We start from the raw sequence: 14,058 nt of genomic DNA, 5'->3' as shown, positions 1-14,058 counted from the left end.
TCCTAGGCCACGACCTATGCGGCCGAGCGGCGGCGAGGAGAGCCGAGGTGAACGCCAGCACGACACGTGAGGAGATCGTCGCGGCCGCCGACGATCTCTTTTATCGCCAAGGATTCGAGCACACCTCGTTTCAGGACATCGCCGAAGCGGTCGCCATCTCGCGCGGAAATTTCTATTATCACTTCAAAACAAAAGACGAGATTCTCGACGCGGTGATCGAGCGCCGACTCGCCGGCACGCGGGCGATGCTGGAACGATGGGAGCTCGCCGGCGCAGACCCGATCGCCCGCATCCGCCGCTTCGTCGAGATTCTTCTCGTCAATCGCGCCAAGATCAAGCGCCACGGCTGCCCGGTCGGCACGCTCTGCACCGAACTCGCAAAGCTTGCTCATCCCTCGCAAGCCGGGGCCAACGCGCTTTTCACGCTCTTCCGCACTTGGCTGCGCCGGCAGTTCGTGCTGCTCGGGCGCAAAGCGGATGCGGACGAACTCGCTTTGCATATCCTCGCCCGCAGCCAGGGCGTGGCCGTGCTCGCCAACGCCTTTCGGGACGAGAAATTCCTCCGCCACGAGGTGCGGCTAATGAGCGAATGGCTCGCAGGCGTAGCTGCGGGCGCCGATCCCCACAAGGAGAGCTGAACCCATGTTCGTCGTCTTGCTTCGCTTCGCCGACAAAAGCCGCGCCGCCGCGCTCATGGAGGCGCACAAGGAGTGGATCGCGGACGGCTTCGCCGATCAGGTCTTTGTGTTGCTCGGCAATCTGGAGACTGGGCTCGGCGGCGCGATTCTCGCGGCTGGCGCTTCCCGAACGGATATCGAGGCCCGGGTGAATGAGGATCCATTCGTCAAAGAGGGCGTCGTGCGTGCGGAGGTCATCGAGATCACGCCGTCCCGCGCCGATCCTCGCCTCGCTTTCCTGGTCGAGCCTCGAGCGCGGTAGTCCAAGGCGTTCACTCGAGGGCGAAGCGCACGGGCACGCGGACCGGCACGCCATCGACAGGTTGGCCGCCCAAGCGGGCGGGCGTTACCGTTGCGCTCGCCATGACGCGGAGCGCCACCTCGCCGCGGCCGCCATTGAGCGGCGTCTCTTCGACGATTTGGCAGTCCGTCACGGCGCCGGTCGTGCGAGCGAGGCACTGCACAACGACCGAGCCGTCGCCGAAGTGATCGGCGATGCCGAAATGCGCGTAGGCCTGGTCGAACACGCTTCGGCCCTCGACGCCGATGTCGCTCGGCGGCGTGTCGAAGCGGGGCATTTGCGTCTCCGGGAAAGTCACGGCGGACTCCGCCGGCGCGAGCACCGTTCCCGACACGACGCCGTATTGCGCGAAATAAATGCTGACGGCGTCATCGACGGCGAGCGCTTGGCGCATCAGCCCAAGGCCAAGCTCCTGATCTGACGGGTCGGCGCTACGGCTCAAGGCGAGGCCGTAGCCGTACCGCGCCGCCGCGTCCACCGGGCTCGCGCGCAGGATCAGCTCGAAATGAGCGGCGGCATCTGCGGCGCGGTCCTCGCGCAATGCGATGATGCCGGCGTACTGGCGCATCAGCAGCGATTCCGGCGCGCGTTCGAGGAAGCTCGCGCAGGCGGCGCCGTTCGCCGCCGGCTGTTCAACCGACTGGGCGCAGGCGCGGCGGACCTCGAACATGTTCGCACTGTTCGCGTCCGGCGCGCTCGGCGGCGCAAGCACCACGAATAGCGCAATGACGCCGACCACCACACCGATCTGCATCAGCCAAGTCAGGATCGAGAGCGGGCGGCGCCAAAAGGCGGCGCGCCGCCGCCACCAATCGCCCGCCTCGTAATCGAGCTCGTCCTCCGCGTATGGGATCTTGTCGTCGATATAATCGTAGAAGCGGCGCATCAGGCCGATGCGCGGAAACGAGACGAGCCGCGACAGCCAGGAGCGCTCGCTCAGCGGACGCGTCGCCTCCTTGTAGGCGGCGTGAAATTCGTGGCGGCGATCGCGCACGCGGGCGATGAAGGCGCGCGTTTTCGCGTCCTCGGCCAAGCCTTCGCGGAAGGCCAGCATGCCCGCGCCGATGCGGTCGCCGACGGCGTGCGAACGGTCTTCCCACTTGAAGTGCGCGACGGCCGCCTCGAGCACCGGCCCGCCATGGCCGTAGCGGCGAAGCACATCCGCGAGCCACCTCTCGGTCTCGACATAGACGCCGAGGCGCTCCATCGCCGCGCCTGAGACGAGCGCCTGAAATGCAGCCTGCATTTCCCAGGGCGAAGCGCCGTCGCGGATCGCCGCTTCCAGGCGCCGGCACGCCGCATCATGCGCTTCGAGAACTTCGTCGCGTGGCGGCGGCTCGCGGGTCTCGGCCGCGGCTGACTCAGCTTGCGCCGGCGCGGCGCCGTCGACAGCGACTGGCCCTGCCGCTTCGAGCACGGACTCGCCGCTGTCCTCTACCGGCTCGATCGCCGCATAACGAACGCGCCAGCGGATGATCTGCAGCGCCCGTTCGTAGGCGTTGCGCAGGCGCTTGAAGCCCTCGGGATCGTCTTCCGGATTGGTGCGCTTGAGGCGCTCGGCGTAGGCGCGGCGCACCTCGGCTTCGTCGGCCGTTTCGGCGATGCCGAGATGGCGCCAGATCTCGGCGCTCATAGAAAGGTTTCGCCCTCAAGGCGATCGAGAATCTGGCTGAGCTCGACACGCGCTTCCTCGCACATGCGCGGGTCCTGGCGCGCCAGCACTTCTTCGAACTGGCTGATGAGGCGGCCGACATAGTCGCGCTCAGCGCCGACGCGGTTTTCGTAGCAGCGCCCGGCGCGCGCGAGCGTGGCGCGCACCGCGTCGGTGTCGCGCGGATGCACTTTGAGCTTGGCCAGCGCCTTGCGGCGCTCCTCCAACTCGGCCTCGCTCATGCCTTCGCGGTCGACGATGACCAATTGCTGGCGCGCGCCGGTTTCCGGGACGTGGAGGTCGACTTCGAGCAAGCCGTTGATGTCGTAGCTGAAGCGGCAGGTGATTGGCGTATGACCGGCCTTCGCACGCGGCACCGGGATCGTCACCTCGCCGAGATAGACGTTGTCCTTCACCCAGCGGGACTCGCCCTGGTAGATCGGGAATTTTACTGCCGGCTGGTTATCGATCAGAGTCGAGAAGATCTCCTCGCGGCTCGCCGGCACGACGCAATTGCGCTCGAGGATCGGCGTGAACAGCCCCTCGACGATGCGCCCGCCCGCCTGTTTCTCCGCCGACGCGACGCCCAGCGTATAAGGACAAACGTCGGTCAACACGACCTCGCGCAAATCGACCTGGCGCGCCTTCAGCGCCGCCTGCACCGCAGCGCCCCGCGCGACCGCCTCGTCCGGATTGACCGAGGCCGAAGGGAAGCGCCCGAACATGCGCGTCACCGCCTTGCGCACAAGCGGCATCCGCGTGGCGCCGCCGACGAGAACGATCTCATCGAGCGCTTCAAAGGCGATATCGCTGTCGCGAAGCGAGCGGAGCACAGGATCGCGCAGACGCGCCAGCAGCGGTTCGCATTGGGTTTCGAAGGTTTCAGCCGATACTTCGAAGCGGCGCTCCTTGCCCTTCCAGACGAAGGCGAACTCGGCTGCCGCGGACTCGCTGAGCGCGCGGCGCGTGCGCTCCGCGGATTCGCGCAATCGCTGATAGAGCGCGTTGTCATCCTTGACCGAGCGGCCGAGATCGGATTCGAAGCGCTTGCGGGCGAGTTCAATCAGCACTTCGTTGAAGTCTTCGCCGCCGAGGCGATTATCCCCGGCGGTGGCGCGCACTTCGATGACGCCTTCGAAGATTTCGAGGATCGAGACGTCGAAAGTGCCGCCGCCTAGATCGAACACCAGGAACTTGGTCTGCTTGTCGCGCTGGTGGAGGCCGTAGGCGAGCGCCGCGGCGGTCGGTTCGTTGATGAGGCGTTCGACCTTGAGACCGGCCAGTTCGCCGGCGCGGCGTGTGGCTTTGCGCTGCTTGTCGTTGAAATAGGCCGGCACCGTGACGACGGCTTCTTCGACCGATTGGCCGAGATAGGCTTCGGCGTCCGCTTTGAGGCTCTTCAGCATCAGCGCCGACAATTCCTCGGGGCTGAAGGCGAGCTTGCCGAGCTGCGTCCGGTGGCGCGTGCCCATATAGCGTTTGAACGCGGTGGCGGTGAGCTGCGCGTGGGTCGATTGGCGCTCGCGCGCCGCTAGACCGGTCAGAACCTTGTCGTCGTCGATGCTGACGGCGGACGGGGTCAGCACCTGGCCGAGACTGTTGGGGACCATCTCGACGGCGCCGTCACGAAAGATCGCGCAGGCGCAGTTGGTGGTGCCCAGATCGATGCCGATAATCACGCCCGCCCCCGCAGCGCAAACGCCCGCTCCGTTGCCATGGGCGCGCGGCGCGCTAGAACGGGGGCGGGCAAGCCGAGGCCGGAGCATGGCGGGGAAGCCGCGACTAGACAAGCAGGCGCGAGCGCCGGCGGACACGGCATAGGGCGCGCCGATGTCCGCAATCGTCGCGATCTGGATTTTCATCATCGTCGCGCGGCTAGTGCTGCCGGCGATCTGGAATGCGGTGACCAATGCGGGGCCGCTGCGGGACGAATGGCAGCGGCGCGGCAAAGTCGCCGGCCATCGCGGGCCCGGACCGCGTTCGTTCAAGGGCCGCGCCGGGCGGCGGGAGTGGTGGCTGTCGACGCTCGGCAACGCTGTGGTCAGCGTCATCGTCGGCGCAGTCCCGGCGATCGGGACGCTGCTGACCCTGCCGTGGGTGGTGGCGACGTTGGCCGTCAACGCGCGCCGGTTGCATGATCTATCGTTGTCGGCGTGGCTGCAACTCGTGCCGATGGCGTTCGGGTTTGCGGCTGCGTTCTTCTACTTCCAGCTTGGCGGCCCCGACAATCCGCCCACGACGAGTTGGACGTTCGCCACGCCCGAAGGGCAATTCACCCTGCTCGCCGCCGCGACTGCGCTCGTCTATCTCGGCTTCTACGGTCTCGTCGGCTTCGCGCCAGGGCGGGGCGGCCCGAACGCTTACGGCGAAGCGGACGCGGCATAAGCGCGGTACACGCACGTGGATCGGCCTTCCGGCGATGTCGGCCGCGCATTCGAAGCGCGGATCCTCATTGGGCCAGCGCAAGCCTGCCGCTTATTGCTGTTCCGAGCGCCAGCTAACAGCGCTGGTTCCGCAAGAGGTCACGTCCTTCGGCGGGGTTCACGGTCCTGTCACAGCTTGAACAAAGCTGAGTCCGGGCGGAAACAAACGCGCGCTGTCGACGTTGGGGAGCGTCGAGGTACCACATGATTGTAACGTCAATCGGACGCCGGGCCGAGCGCGAGGCGCGCGAGGTTTCGCTGCGTCCGATTCACTTGGTCCACCGGCGCTGCAGCTATGATTACAAGCTCGCATTCGAACCGATCGGCGGCGCGGCAAAGCGGGCTTTCGACATCGGCGCCGCCTCGGCGGCTTTGCTGGTCCTCTCAGGCCCTTTGCTCCTGATCGCTCTGGTGATCCGACTGACGTCGCCGGGGCCGGCGCTGTTCCGCCAAGCCCGAAGCGGTTTTCGCGGCCGGGTGTTCGAAATCTACAAATTTCGCACCATGGTCGAGGCGCCCGCCCCGGACCGCCAAGTGGTCCAAACCCGCGAGGACGATCCGCGCGTCACCTGGTTCGGGAGGTTCCTGCGCCGCACCAGCATCGACGAGCTGCCGCAGCTGTTGAACGTGTTGCGCGGCGACATGTCCCTGGTTGGTCCGCGCCCGCACGCGCTGGCGCACGACCGCGTCTTCTACGGCGTCAACTTGTTCTATCCGCGCCGCTTCCATGCGCGCCCGGGCATCACCGGCCTCGCCCAGGTGGCCGGCGCGCGCGGACGCACCGATACGACCGAAAAGGTCGAGGCGCGGCTCGAACTCGACCTCGACTACATCGAGAATTGGTCGTTCGGGCGAGACTTGCTCATCCTGCTCAAGACCGTGCGGCTACTGTTCAGCGACAGGAACGCGTTTTGATTGCGGCGGCGGAGCGGCGGTTGGGGCCCCTCACGGTGCGCGCGAGCACGTGCGAGGCCATGGTGAAAGACATCGTGGCGGCGGTGCGGGAACATCGGGCGATGCGCGTCGCCTTCGCCAACACGCACCTGCTCTATTGCGCCGCGCGCGATCCAGGTCTGGCGCGGGAGCTCAAGGCGTTCTGCATCGTCAATGACGGCGTGGGCGTCGACCTTCTGTCGCGGATCGCGACGGGCGAGCGTTTCCCTGAGAACCTCAACGGCACGGACTTAACGCCTCGGGTCCTCGACGCGCTGCCTGATGGTTCTCGCATCTTCCTGCTCGGCGCCACGCCTGATGTGGCCGTCGCCGCCGCGCGCAGGATCGCCGAGCGATGGCCGGGTCTGCTCGTTTGCGGCGTGCGCGATGGTTACGCAGGCCTAGCGGAGGCAATCGAGGAGGTGGCGCGCGCCAGTCCCGATCTTGTGCTGGTCGCGATGGGAAATCCGCTACAGGAGCGTCTAATCGCCGACTGCAGCCGCCGGCGGGAGAGCGTGTTCATCGGCGTCGGCGCGCTGTTCGACTTTATCGCCGGCGCCGCTCCACGCGCGCCGGCTGCGTGGCGCCGGCTCCGATTGGAATGGCTGTTCCGCCTGCTGCGGGAGCCGAAGCGGTTGTGGCGGCGCTACACGATCGAAGTGCTGGTGCTGGCGGCCTTGATCTGCAGAGAGCGGTTTATGCGGAGGGCGTGATGCGCGTCTGCCACATCGTCCGCCAGTTCCATCCAAGCGTTGGCGGACTCGAGAGCTTCGTGATGGAGCTGGCGCGCGAACAGACTTCGCTCGGCGTCGAGTGCGAAGTTCTGACCCTCGATCGGGTGTTCAACGCCGAGTACAGCACGCTGGCGCCAACCGATACGGCGCATGGGCTGCCGATCCGGCGCGTGCCGATGATCGGGCACCCGCGCTTCTTCGTGCCGCTGGTGCGGCGCGAGACGCTGGAGCCGTTCGACGTGCTGCACGTGCACGGCATCGACGGCATGTTCGACCGCGTAGCTCGCCAACCGCGCCGCAAGGGTCAAGCGCTGGTGGCGACGACGCACGGCGCCTTCTTCCACACGCCGTTCATGCGCACCGCGAAGCAGGTCTATTTCCATACAGTGACGCGACTGGCGGCGCGCCAATACGACATCTGCCTCGCCAACAGCGAGTTCGACCGGCGCCGGCTGGCGATGATCGCCGACGACGTGGCGCTGCTGCCGAACGGCATCCGGCCGATCGGCGACTTTGTCGCGGAAGGCGCCGATCTGCTCTGCCTCGGCCGGCTCGCCAGCCACAAGCGCATCGACCGGCTGCTGACGGTCATGGCGGAGCCGAAACTGGCCGACGCCACGCTGCACGTCGTCGGCGCGCCCTGGGACGTCCGCATCTCCGATCTTCTGCAGCGCGCGGCGGAACTCGGCGTGGCCGACCGGGTGAACTTTCACGGCGGCCTGAACCAAGCGGCGCTGCAGCGTATCGCCCGCTCGTGCGGGCTGTTCGTCTCCGCCTCGCAGTACGAAGGGTTCGGCATGGCGCTGATCGAGGCGATGTCGATCGGTCTCGTGCCGGTGGTGGAAGGCAACGGCTCGTTCCGCGAGCTGATCGGCAAATCGCGGGTTGGGCAGATCACCCGCTACGCCGAACCCGCCACGGCCGCGCACGCTATCCGGGCCGAGCTCGACGCGCTCTCGCCCGAGCGCCGCAAGCAGGCCGTGCGCTTCGCCGGCGGCTATTCCTGGCGCGCGCACGCCGAGCAGACGCTGTCGCACTATCAGGCCGCGCTCGCGAAAGCGGCCTGATCTCTAGAGCGTGTACATTCCCGCTTCGGCGTGGCTGAAATAGAGCGGGTCTGCGTACGAGGAACGGCCCGGCGCGCGCATGTTCACGCCGTTCAGCGCAACGCCCAGCACCGGCGCGCGGACGGCGCGCAATTCGTTCAGCGCGGTCTGCAACGCCAGCGCATCGGTCTGGCCCCGCCGCGCGACGACAACCACGCCGTCCGCCAAAGCGGCGATGTCGCGGACTTCCGCGAGCGCCAGCACGGGTGCGCAATCGAGAATGACGATGTCGTAACTCTCGCCGAAATTGCGCAACATCGTCTTCATCGAATCCGAGCCGAACACGTCCTCGGCGGTGTAGCAATCGCCCGCGGCCGGCAGCACGTGCGCGCCGCTGGCTTCGTCCACGCCCACCGCGGACGCCCATTGCGCTTCGCCGCGCAGGACCTGCATGATGCCGACCTGCGGGTCGATGCTGAGCAGATGATTGAGCGAGCGCCGCCGCAGATCGCAATCGATCAGCAGCGCCTTTTGCCCGGAGAAGGCGCACACGCGGGCGAGGCAGAGCGCGGTGCTGCTCTTGCCCTCGCCGGGCAGCGCCGAGGTCACGGCGACAACGCGCACCTTCTGCGACCATCCCGCATGCAGGATGCGCAGCCGCAGCACTCGGATCGCCTCGGCGAAGGCCGACAACGGCTTGGCGGCGACGAAGCCGGCCGGGTGGCGGTCGATGCGCGGCAGCGCGGTGAGATCCTGGCGGCCGAGCAGCGGGATCGACGTCAGCATGTCGGCGCCGGCCTTCTCTTCGATGTCTTCCGCCGCGTGAATGCGGGTGTCGAACTGATCAACCAGGAATGCCGCCAGCGCGCCAGCTAACGCGCCCAGCGCCGCGGCCAGGAACGCGAACGTCAGCAGCGGCCGCGAGGCGGGATTGCTCGGCGGCGTGGCGGCCGCGACCACCTGCGCGTCGCCGCCCAGACCGGCGAAGCCCTCGGCGACCTCGTGATAACGCTGCAGGAACGCCTCGTAGACGCTGCGCGCGGCCGCGGCGTTGCGCTCGAGCTCCCGCAGCCGCACTTGTTCTGCATTGTTGCCAACGAGCTGGCTGCGCACGCCGGAGAGGTGCGCCTGCAAAGTGCCGACGCGTGTGCGCGCGATTGCCGCCTCGTTGCTGAGGTTCTGCGCCTGGCGCTGCACTTCCGCCTGGATCTGCGCTTCGATGTCCGCGCGCTCGGCGCGCACCGCCTGCATGGCCGGGTGGCGATCGCCGTAGCGGCCGCTGTATTCGGCCAGGCGGCGCATCACATCGGCTTGGCGCGCACGCAGCTGCACCATCACTTCGGAGTTCAGCACGCCCGCCAGGGTTTCGGCCGAGCCGCCGCCGTTCACCAGGCTCTGCACCTGACGATAGCGCGCCTCGCGCTCGGCGAGATCGGTGCGCGCGGCGACGACGGACGATTCCGCGTCCCGCATCTGCTGCTCTGTCAGCATCGAGCCTTCCACCGTCAGCAGCCCATGTTCGGCGCGATAAGCTTCGACCTCGGCTTCCCGCAGCTGCACCTCGTTGCGCAATTCTGCGAGACGGCCGCTGATCCAGTCGCCGGTGCGCGCCGCGTTCTGGTGGCGCGCCAAAGCGCGGGACGAGAAGTAGAGTTCCACCAAGGTATTGGCCATTTGCGCGGCCTTGACCGGATCGCGCGACTTCACCGAGACGTCGACGACATAGGTGCCGTTGCGGCGTTCGACTTCGGTCGCCGCCTGCACCGCGCGCGCGGCGGCCATCCGGCCGTTGTCGCCGCCCGGCGACCATTCGCGGTCGTTCTCCAGGCCCATTCGATCGACCAGCTGCAGCGCCAAGGCCGGCGAGCGGAGGATCTCCACTTGGCTCTCGACGAAATTGGCGTCGGGACGTTCGGTCGGATCCTGGCTGCCCGCGACGCCGCCGGGCTCATTCGGTGCGATCAGCAGCTCGGCATGCGCCACATAGACCGCCGGACGCAAAACGGCGTATCCGATGCCCAGCAGCGTAATGGCGGCAGCGATGGCGATGACTATGTTGCGCCGGCGGCGCAGGACGCGGAACGCGCGCTGCAGCCCGAACGAATCGGCGGGCGGATAGGAAGTCGCGTCCTCCAGGGGCCGAGCCACTTCCGTACGCGTCGTCAAGCCGTCCATTCTTTGCTCCTGCCACCCGCCCGTTTCGAACTCTCACTGCTCAGAAGAACCGCTCGCCGATGCGGATCGTGTCTCCTGGATAGACGCGCGTCTCACCGTTAAGTTCGAGCGCGCGCTCCTCCGTTTCGCCGGCGCGCCGGATGAAGACGCGCCGCCGATTGGCGCGATAGGTGAAGCCGCCGGCCGTCGCGACCGCGCTCACGACGGTGAGATCGGCCGAAAACGGATACGTTCCAGGGTTCTGCACCTCGCCGAGGATGAAGAACGGCCGGTATTGCGAAATCGACACGCTGACTCGCGGGGCGCGGACGTATCCTTCGCGAAGCCGCTGTTCGAGCACACCCCCAAGCTGCTGGGCCGTCAGGCCGCTCGCATCCACTTCGCCAATCAGGGGAAACGGCAGATTGCCGCTCGGGCCAATCCTGAAATCACCGGTGAGGTCGGCTTCGCCGAAAACGATGATATGCAACTGGTCGCCGGGACCCAACGTGTAGGCCTCCGGCGTTCGACTCGCGGCCGGGGCGGCTTGCGCGAACGCATCAAATGATAGGCACAACGCGAAGAGCGAAATCAAAAGCGCCCGCAACGCCATGAGCTGACCCCGATGCAGCATGGAGGGAACGTGCGCAAACGTGCGCGCGGTGCTTTTGTTTCCTGAGCCAGGAAACGAAAACCACTACGCCGCGTTCACGGGCCGACGCGAACAGGGCGGCGCCGGGAATGTTGCGTTTTTCTCATCCGATCAATCTGCCGGCCATCGCCCTTGTGATCGCGGCGCTCACCTACACGGCGGCGTTGTGCTTCGTGAACACGCACGCATCGCGGGTTTCGAATGATCTCATCGCCATCGTCGATGGCGCCATCGTGCTCTCTGCGCTTGGGATGGCGATGCTTGCACCGCGGCGCGGGCTTTGGATCATGCTGCTGGCGCTCGCGGTGAATTTCCTGCTGATCGCCTTGCTTGCAAACGAGTTCAATCTCAAGGCGGTGCGCGATCCGCTGGTGCTGATCGCGTTCGTCGCGCTCGGGCAGCGCTTCGGCGGCGCCCGCATGGCGCAGACGGCCTTTCTTGTAGCGTCTGCTATCGTTGTCCCGATCGCGCTGCTCGAACTGCTCGCGCCGGCGCTCTACACGCAGATATTCGACGTGCTGCGCTATTACATGGGACGCGGCCTGGTGAGCGCCGAAGAGGCCCAGTACCAGACCTCCGCCTTCTTCATCAGCGGCGAGCGCGGCGATGGGCGCTTCCTGACCTCGTTTTTCGGCGCTCACCGCGCGTCGTCGGTTTTTCTCGAGCCGGTTTCGATGGGCAATTTCGGCGCGCTCGCGGCCGCGTTCGCGTTGTCGCTCGAGCCGCGCCGCTGGCGACTGGCTGCGGCCCTCGGGGCAGTCGCGGCATTCTCGATCATCGCCTCGGACGCGCGCTTCGCGGCCACCGTCGTCGTCCTGTTCGCGCTGTCGCGCTTCCTGCCTACGAAGTGGACGGTGCTGGCGCTCGCGCCGCTGCCGCTGGTCGCTGTCGCAATCCTCATCGGCGTCAGCTACGCGGCGCCCGAGGTCGGCGACAATTTCCTATCGCGGCTGTCACTTTCCGGGCGGCTGTTGACCGAGTTCGACCTCGACCAATTATTCGGGCTCGCGCCGAACAGCCTGACCACCGTGGACAGCGGTTATGCGTACGCGCTGGCGTCGCTGGGGCTGCCGATGTGCGTGCTGCTCTGGGGCGCGTTCGTCGGCATTCCCACGCCATCCAGGGAAGCGGCGCGATACAAGCTAATGCTGGGCGTCTACGCCTGCGCGCTCCTCTGCATTAGCGGATCTTCGCTGTTCGCCTTGAAAACGGCAGGGCTGGGCTGGTTTGCGCTCGGTGCGCTCGCGGGGCTGCAGACGGAGAGCAGACGCGTCATGGGACGTGCGGTGACGCGCACAGCGCCGGCGTGATGCGGCTCTCCCGCCGAGCTCTCCTCCTCGCTGCCGCCGCGCTGCCGAGCGCCGCCGCCGCGCAGCCGCAACCGCCCATGATCACCGGCGTCAATCTGGCAGGCCTTGAATTCAACAGCGGCCGCCTACCCGGGCGGCTGGATCACGACTTCGTCTCGCCCAGCGCGGCCGAACTCGATTATTACCGCGACGCAGGCGCCAACGCGGTGCGCATCCCTTTCCGTTGGGAGCGGGCGCAGCCGGAACTCGGCGGCGAACTCAACGAAGACTATCTCGGGCTGCTGGATCGGCTGGTCGAAGAGAGCGGACGGCGCCAGATGCGCGTCGTCCTCGATCCGCATCAATACGGGCGCAGGATCATTCGCGGCGAAGCGGTGATTATCGGCGAGAGCGCGGTGACGGCGGCGCACTTCGCCGGCTTCTGGGGCGCGCTAGCACAGCGATATCGCCGTGCGTCCCATGTCATCTTCGGCCTGCAGAACGAACCGCACGACCAGGACACGAATGTGCTCCTCGGCGTACTGAACGCGGCGATGACAGCGATCCGCGCCGCCGGCGCGCGCCAGCTCATCCTGGCGCCCGGCAACGGCTGGTCCGGCGCGCATGCATGGCTGCGCCGCGGCAATCAGGCGATGCTCGGCCTGCGCGATCCGATCGGCAACATGGCCCTCGACGTGCATCAGTTTCTGGACGCAGACTCTAGCGGCACCCATGCGGCCTGCCCCGCGAGGGCGGGCAATCGGCTCGAGCGATTCACAGCGTGGGCGCGCGAGAACCGTCAAAAGGCGTTCCTGAGCGAGTTCGGCGCGGGGGCCGACGAGAGCTGTGCGCGCGAACTGACGGCGCTGCTCGATCACATGGCGGCGAACCGGGACGTCTGGATCGGCTGGACCTATTGGGCGGGAGGGCCGTGGTGGGACGAGGACTATCCGCTCAGTATAGCGCCGCTCTCCATACGCAATCCGGAGCACCGGCCGCAGATGCGCATCCTGCAGCGCTACTTCCAATAGCTCAGCCAAACATCTCGGCCGCTATCGCGGTGTCCGGAAAACGGGTTGGTTCGAGCATGCGGTCGACCGCGTCGCTCCAGCTCAGCGTGTCGGCAGGGACAGTGAACTCGTCCGCCAGTGCGGCGGAAACGGCCGCGCCGATCTCCTCGGAATCGCCCGGCGCGTAGCCGAAGCGATGCGAAAAGCCGCCGACGGCGAAGTGCGGGCACACCGCGGGCTTCCGCAGGTGCGCGTACTGAGTGAGCTTCAGGCTCGACTCAGCCAGGTAAGATGCGTTCGCCACGTCGCGATACGGAGCAAGCCCTATCGTGGCATTGGTGATGAACCGTATCGTGTCGCGGAACTTCATCTCCGGGAGAACGGTCAAATTCGGCAGAGGCGTCAGCGCCTGCCCGCAGCCGATGACGACGAAATGCACGTGCGGAAACATCGGCGCTGCAATGGCGAAGAACTCCGCGTCGAACAGCATCGAGCCGACGGAAACCGCCACCGGTTCCAGACCGTCGTAAGGGCTTTTATTGTCCGCTTCGAACTCGTGCGGGTCGAGCGCTTGGCCGACGTAATAGGTGCGCTCGCGGGCCCAGGCAAATTGCGGGGCCATTTTTCGGCCGAGCAGACAGAAATAATCGAACGCGCCGCTGTAGCGTTGCAGCAACGCTTGCAGGTGCGGATGCGCGCCGATCGTGTCCAGCGTGTCGGCGCCGCGATAAATCAATCGCGCCGTCGGGTTGAGATCACGGATGCGCGGCGCCAGCGCCACCCCCAGTCCGGACTCGACGATGATGATGTGCGCCTGGGCGATCATCCGGTCCACCTGGCGGTCCGGCCAACGCCCGTAGAGATCGTGGAGCGGGATCATGGCCTCGCGGGTAAGGCGGGAGGCACTTGTGAACGGATGGAAAGGTGTCCGCCACAAATAACATTGGAGCTCGCCGGTTCGCTCGAGCCGGTTCGCCTTCGGCCAGAGCGAGGACCGCAAGTCGCGCTTCAACAAGGAGAACGGGCTGAAGCGGATCGAGAGAAACGAGGTGTCGTAGCCCTTGCGGCAGAGTTCGTCGGCGATGGCCTGGATGCTGCCGCGCCGTTTCATCCGCGGGTCATGCACGGACGAAATGACGAGCGCCTTCGGCCGCTCACGGCTTGCTGCGCTATCGGCCACGCCTCCGC

The 14,058-nt window shown here is 66.8% G+C and carries 13 protein-coding genes; 8 read left to right on the top strand and 5 right to left on the bottom strand.

Translation table 11 applies throughout. The features are described 5' to 3' along the window. The first annotated feature begins 47 nt into the window (after positions 1-47). A complete protein-coding gene (locus tag VEA80_RS01300; RefSeq protein ID WP_325058875.1) occupies positions 48-638 on the top strand; it encodes a TetR/AcrR family transcriptional regulator in 591 nt (196 codons plus the stop codon). 4 nt (positions 639-642) lie between these two features. Continuing rightward, positions 643-939 carry a YciI family protein gene (locus tag VEA80_RS01295; protein ID WP_325058874.1) on the top strand — a complete coding sequence of 99 codons (297 nt, stop codon included), beginning with the start codon at positions 643-645 and terminating at the stop codon, positions 937-939. A 10-nt stretch (positions 940-949) separates the two neighbouring features. Here VEA80_RS01295 and VEA80_RS01290 read toward each other — a convergent pair whose 3' ends face one another. Both VEA80_RS01290 and VEA80_RS01285 read right to left on the bottom strand, forming a co-directional pair. Then, positions 950-2,611 (bottom strand): hypothetical protein, encoded by a 1,662-nt coding sequence (locus VEA80_RS01290; protein ID WP_325058873.1) that lies wholly within the window; start codon positions 2,609-2,611, stop codon positions 950-952. After that, on the bottom strand, positions 2,608-4,308 hold the full coding sequence (locus VEA80_RS01285; protein ID WP_325058872.1) for a molecular chaperone HscC: 1,701 nt from the start codon (positions 4,306-4,308) through the stop codon (positions 2,608-2,610). Before VEA80_RS01285 ends, VEA80_RS01290 begins: the two co-directional genes overlap by 4 nt. A 151-nt stretch (positions 4,309-4,459) precedes the next feature. On the opposite strand from VEA80_RS01285, the gene VEA80_RS01280 reads away from it, so the two are divergent. The 4 genes from VEA80_RS01280 to VEA80_RS01265 all read left to right on the top strand — a co-directional run bounded on the left by VEA80_RS01280 (position 4,460) and on the right by VEA80_RS01265 (position 7,786). Then, a complete protein-coding gene (locus tag VEA80_RS01280; protein WP_325058871.1) occupies positions 4,460-5,014 on the top strand; it encodes a DUF805 domain-containing protein in 555 nt (184 codons plus the stop codon). Between the two features lie 242 nt (positions 5,015-5,256). After that, positions 5,257-5,967, top strand: a complete 711-nt coding sequence (locus VEA80_RS01275; protein ID WP_325058870.1) for a sugar transferase — start codon at positions 5,257-5,259, stop codon at positions 5,965-5,967. 59 nt (positions 5,968-6,026) lie between these two features. Continuing rightward, a complete protein-coding gene (locus tag VEA80_RS01270) occupies positions 6,027-6,698 on the top strand; it encodes a WecB/TagA/CpsF family glycosyltransferase (RefSeq protein WP_325058869.1) in 672 nt (223 codons plus the stop codon). Then, a complete protein-coding gene (locus VEA80_RS01265; protein ID WP_325058868.1) occupies positions 6,698-7,786 on the top strand; it encodes a glycosyltransferase family 4 protein in 1,089 nt (362 codons plus the stop codon). The genes VEA80_RS01270 and VEA80_RS01265 overlap by 1 nt, the downstream gene beginning before the upstream one ends. 3 nt (positions 7,787-7,789) lie before the next feature. On the opposite strand, the gene VEA80_RS01260 is transcribed toward VEA80_RS01265, so the two are convergent. Next, positions 7,790-9,940, bottom strand: coding sequence for a GumC family protein (locus VEA80_RS01260; protein ID WP_325058867.1), 2,151 nt, complete (start codon positions 9,938-9,940; stop codon positions 7,790-7,792). Positions 9,941-9,980: 40 nt separating this feature from the next. After that, positions 9,981-10,553 (bottom strand): polysaccharide biosynthesis/export family protein, encoded by a 573-nt coding sequence (locus tag VEA80_RS01255; protein ID WP_325058866.1) that lies wholly within the window; start codon positions 10,551-10,553, stop codon positions 9,981-9,983. A gap of 107 nt (positions 10,554-10,660) precedes the next feature. On the opposite strand from VEA80_RS01255, the gene VEA80_RS01250 reads away from it, so the two are divergent. Both VEA80_RS01250 and VEA80_RS01245 read left to right on the top strand, forming a co-directional pair. Further along, positions 10,661-11,881 (top strand): hypothetical protein, encoded by a 1,221-nt coding sequence (locus VEA80_RS01250; protein ID WP_325058865.1) that lies wholly within the window; start codon positions 10,661-10,663, stop codon positions 11,879-11,881. Next, on the top strand, positions 11,881-12,891 hold the full coding sequence (locus tag VEA80_RS01245) for a glycoside hydrolase family 5 protein (RefSeq protein WP_325058864.1): 1,011 nt from the start codon (positions 11,881-11,883) through the stop codon (positions 12,889-12,891). Before VEA80_RS01250 ends, VEA80_RS01245 begins: the two co-directional genes overlap by 1 nt. 1 nt (position 12,892) lies before the next feature. On the opposite strand, the gene VEA80_RS01240 is transcribed toward VEA80_RS01245, so the two are convergent. Further along, positions 12,893-14,050 (bottom strand): hypothetical protein, encoded by a 1,158-nt coding sequence (locus tag VEA80_RS01240; protein ID WP_325058863.1) that lies wholly within the window; start codon positions 14,048-14,050, stop codon positions 12,893-12,895. Between the last annotated feature and the right edge of the window lie 8 nt (positions 14,051-14,058).

It is taken from the genome of Vitreimonas sp., assembly GCF_035627415.1.
Classification (GTDB): Bacteria; Pseudomonadota; Alphaproteobacteria; order Caulobacterales; family Aquidulcibacteraceae; genus Vitreimonas.
The sequence above is the reverse complement of the archived record's forward strand: the minus strand, read 5'-3'. Positions and strand labels throughout refer to the sequence as shown.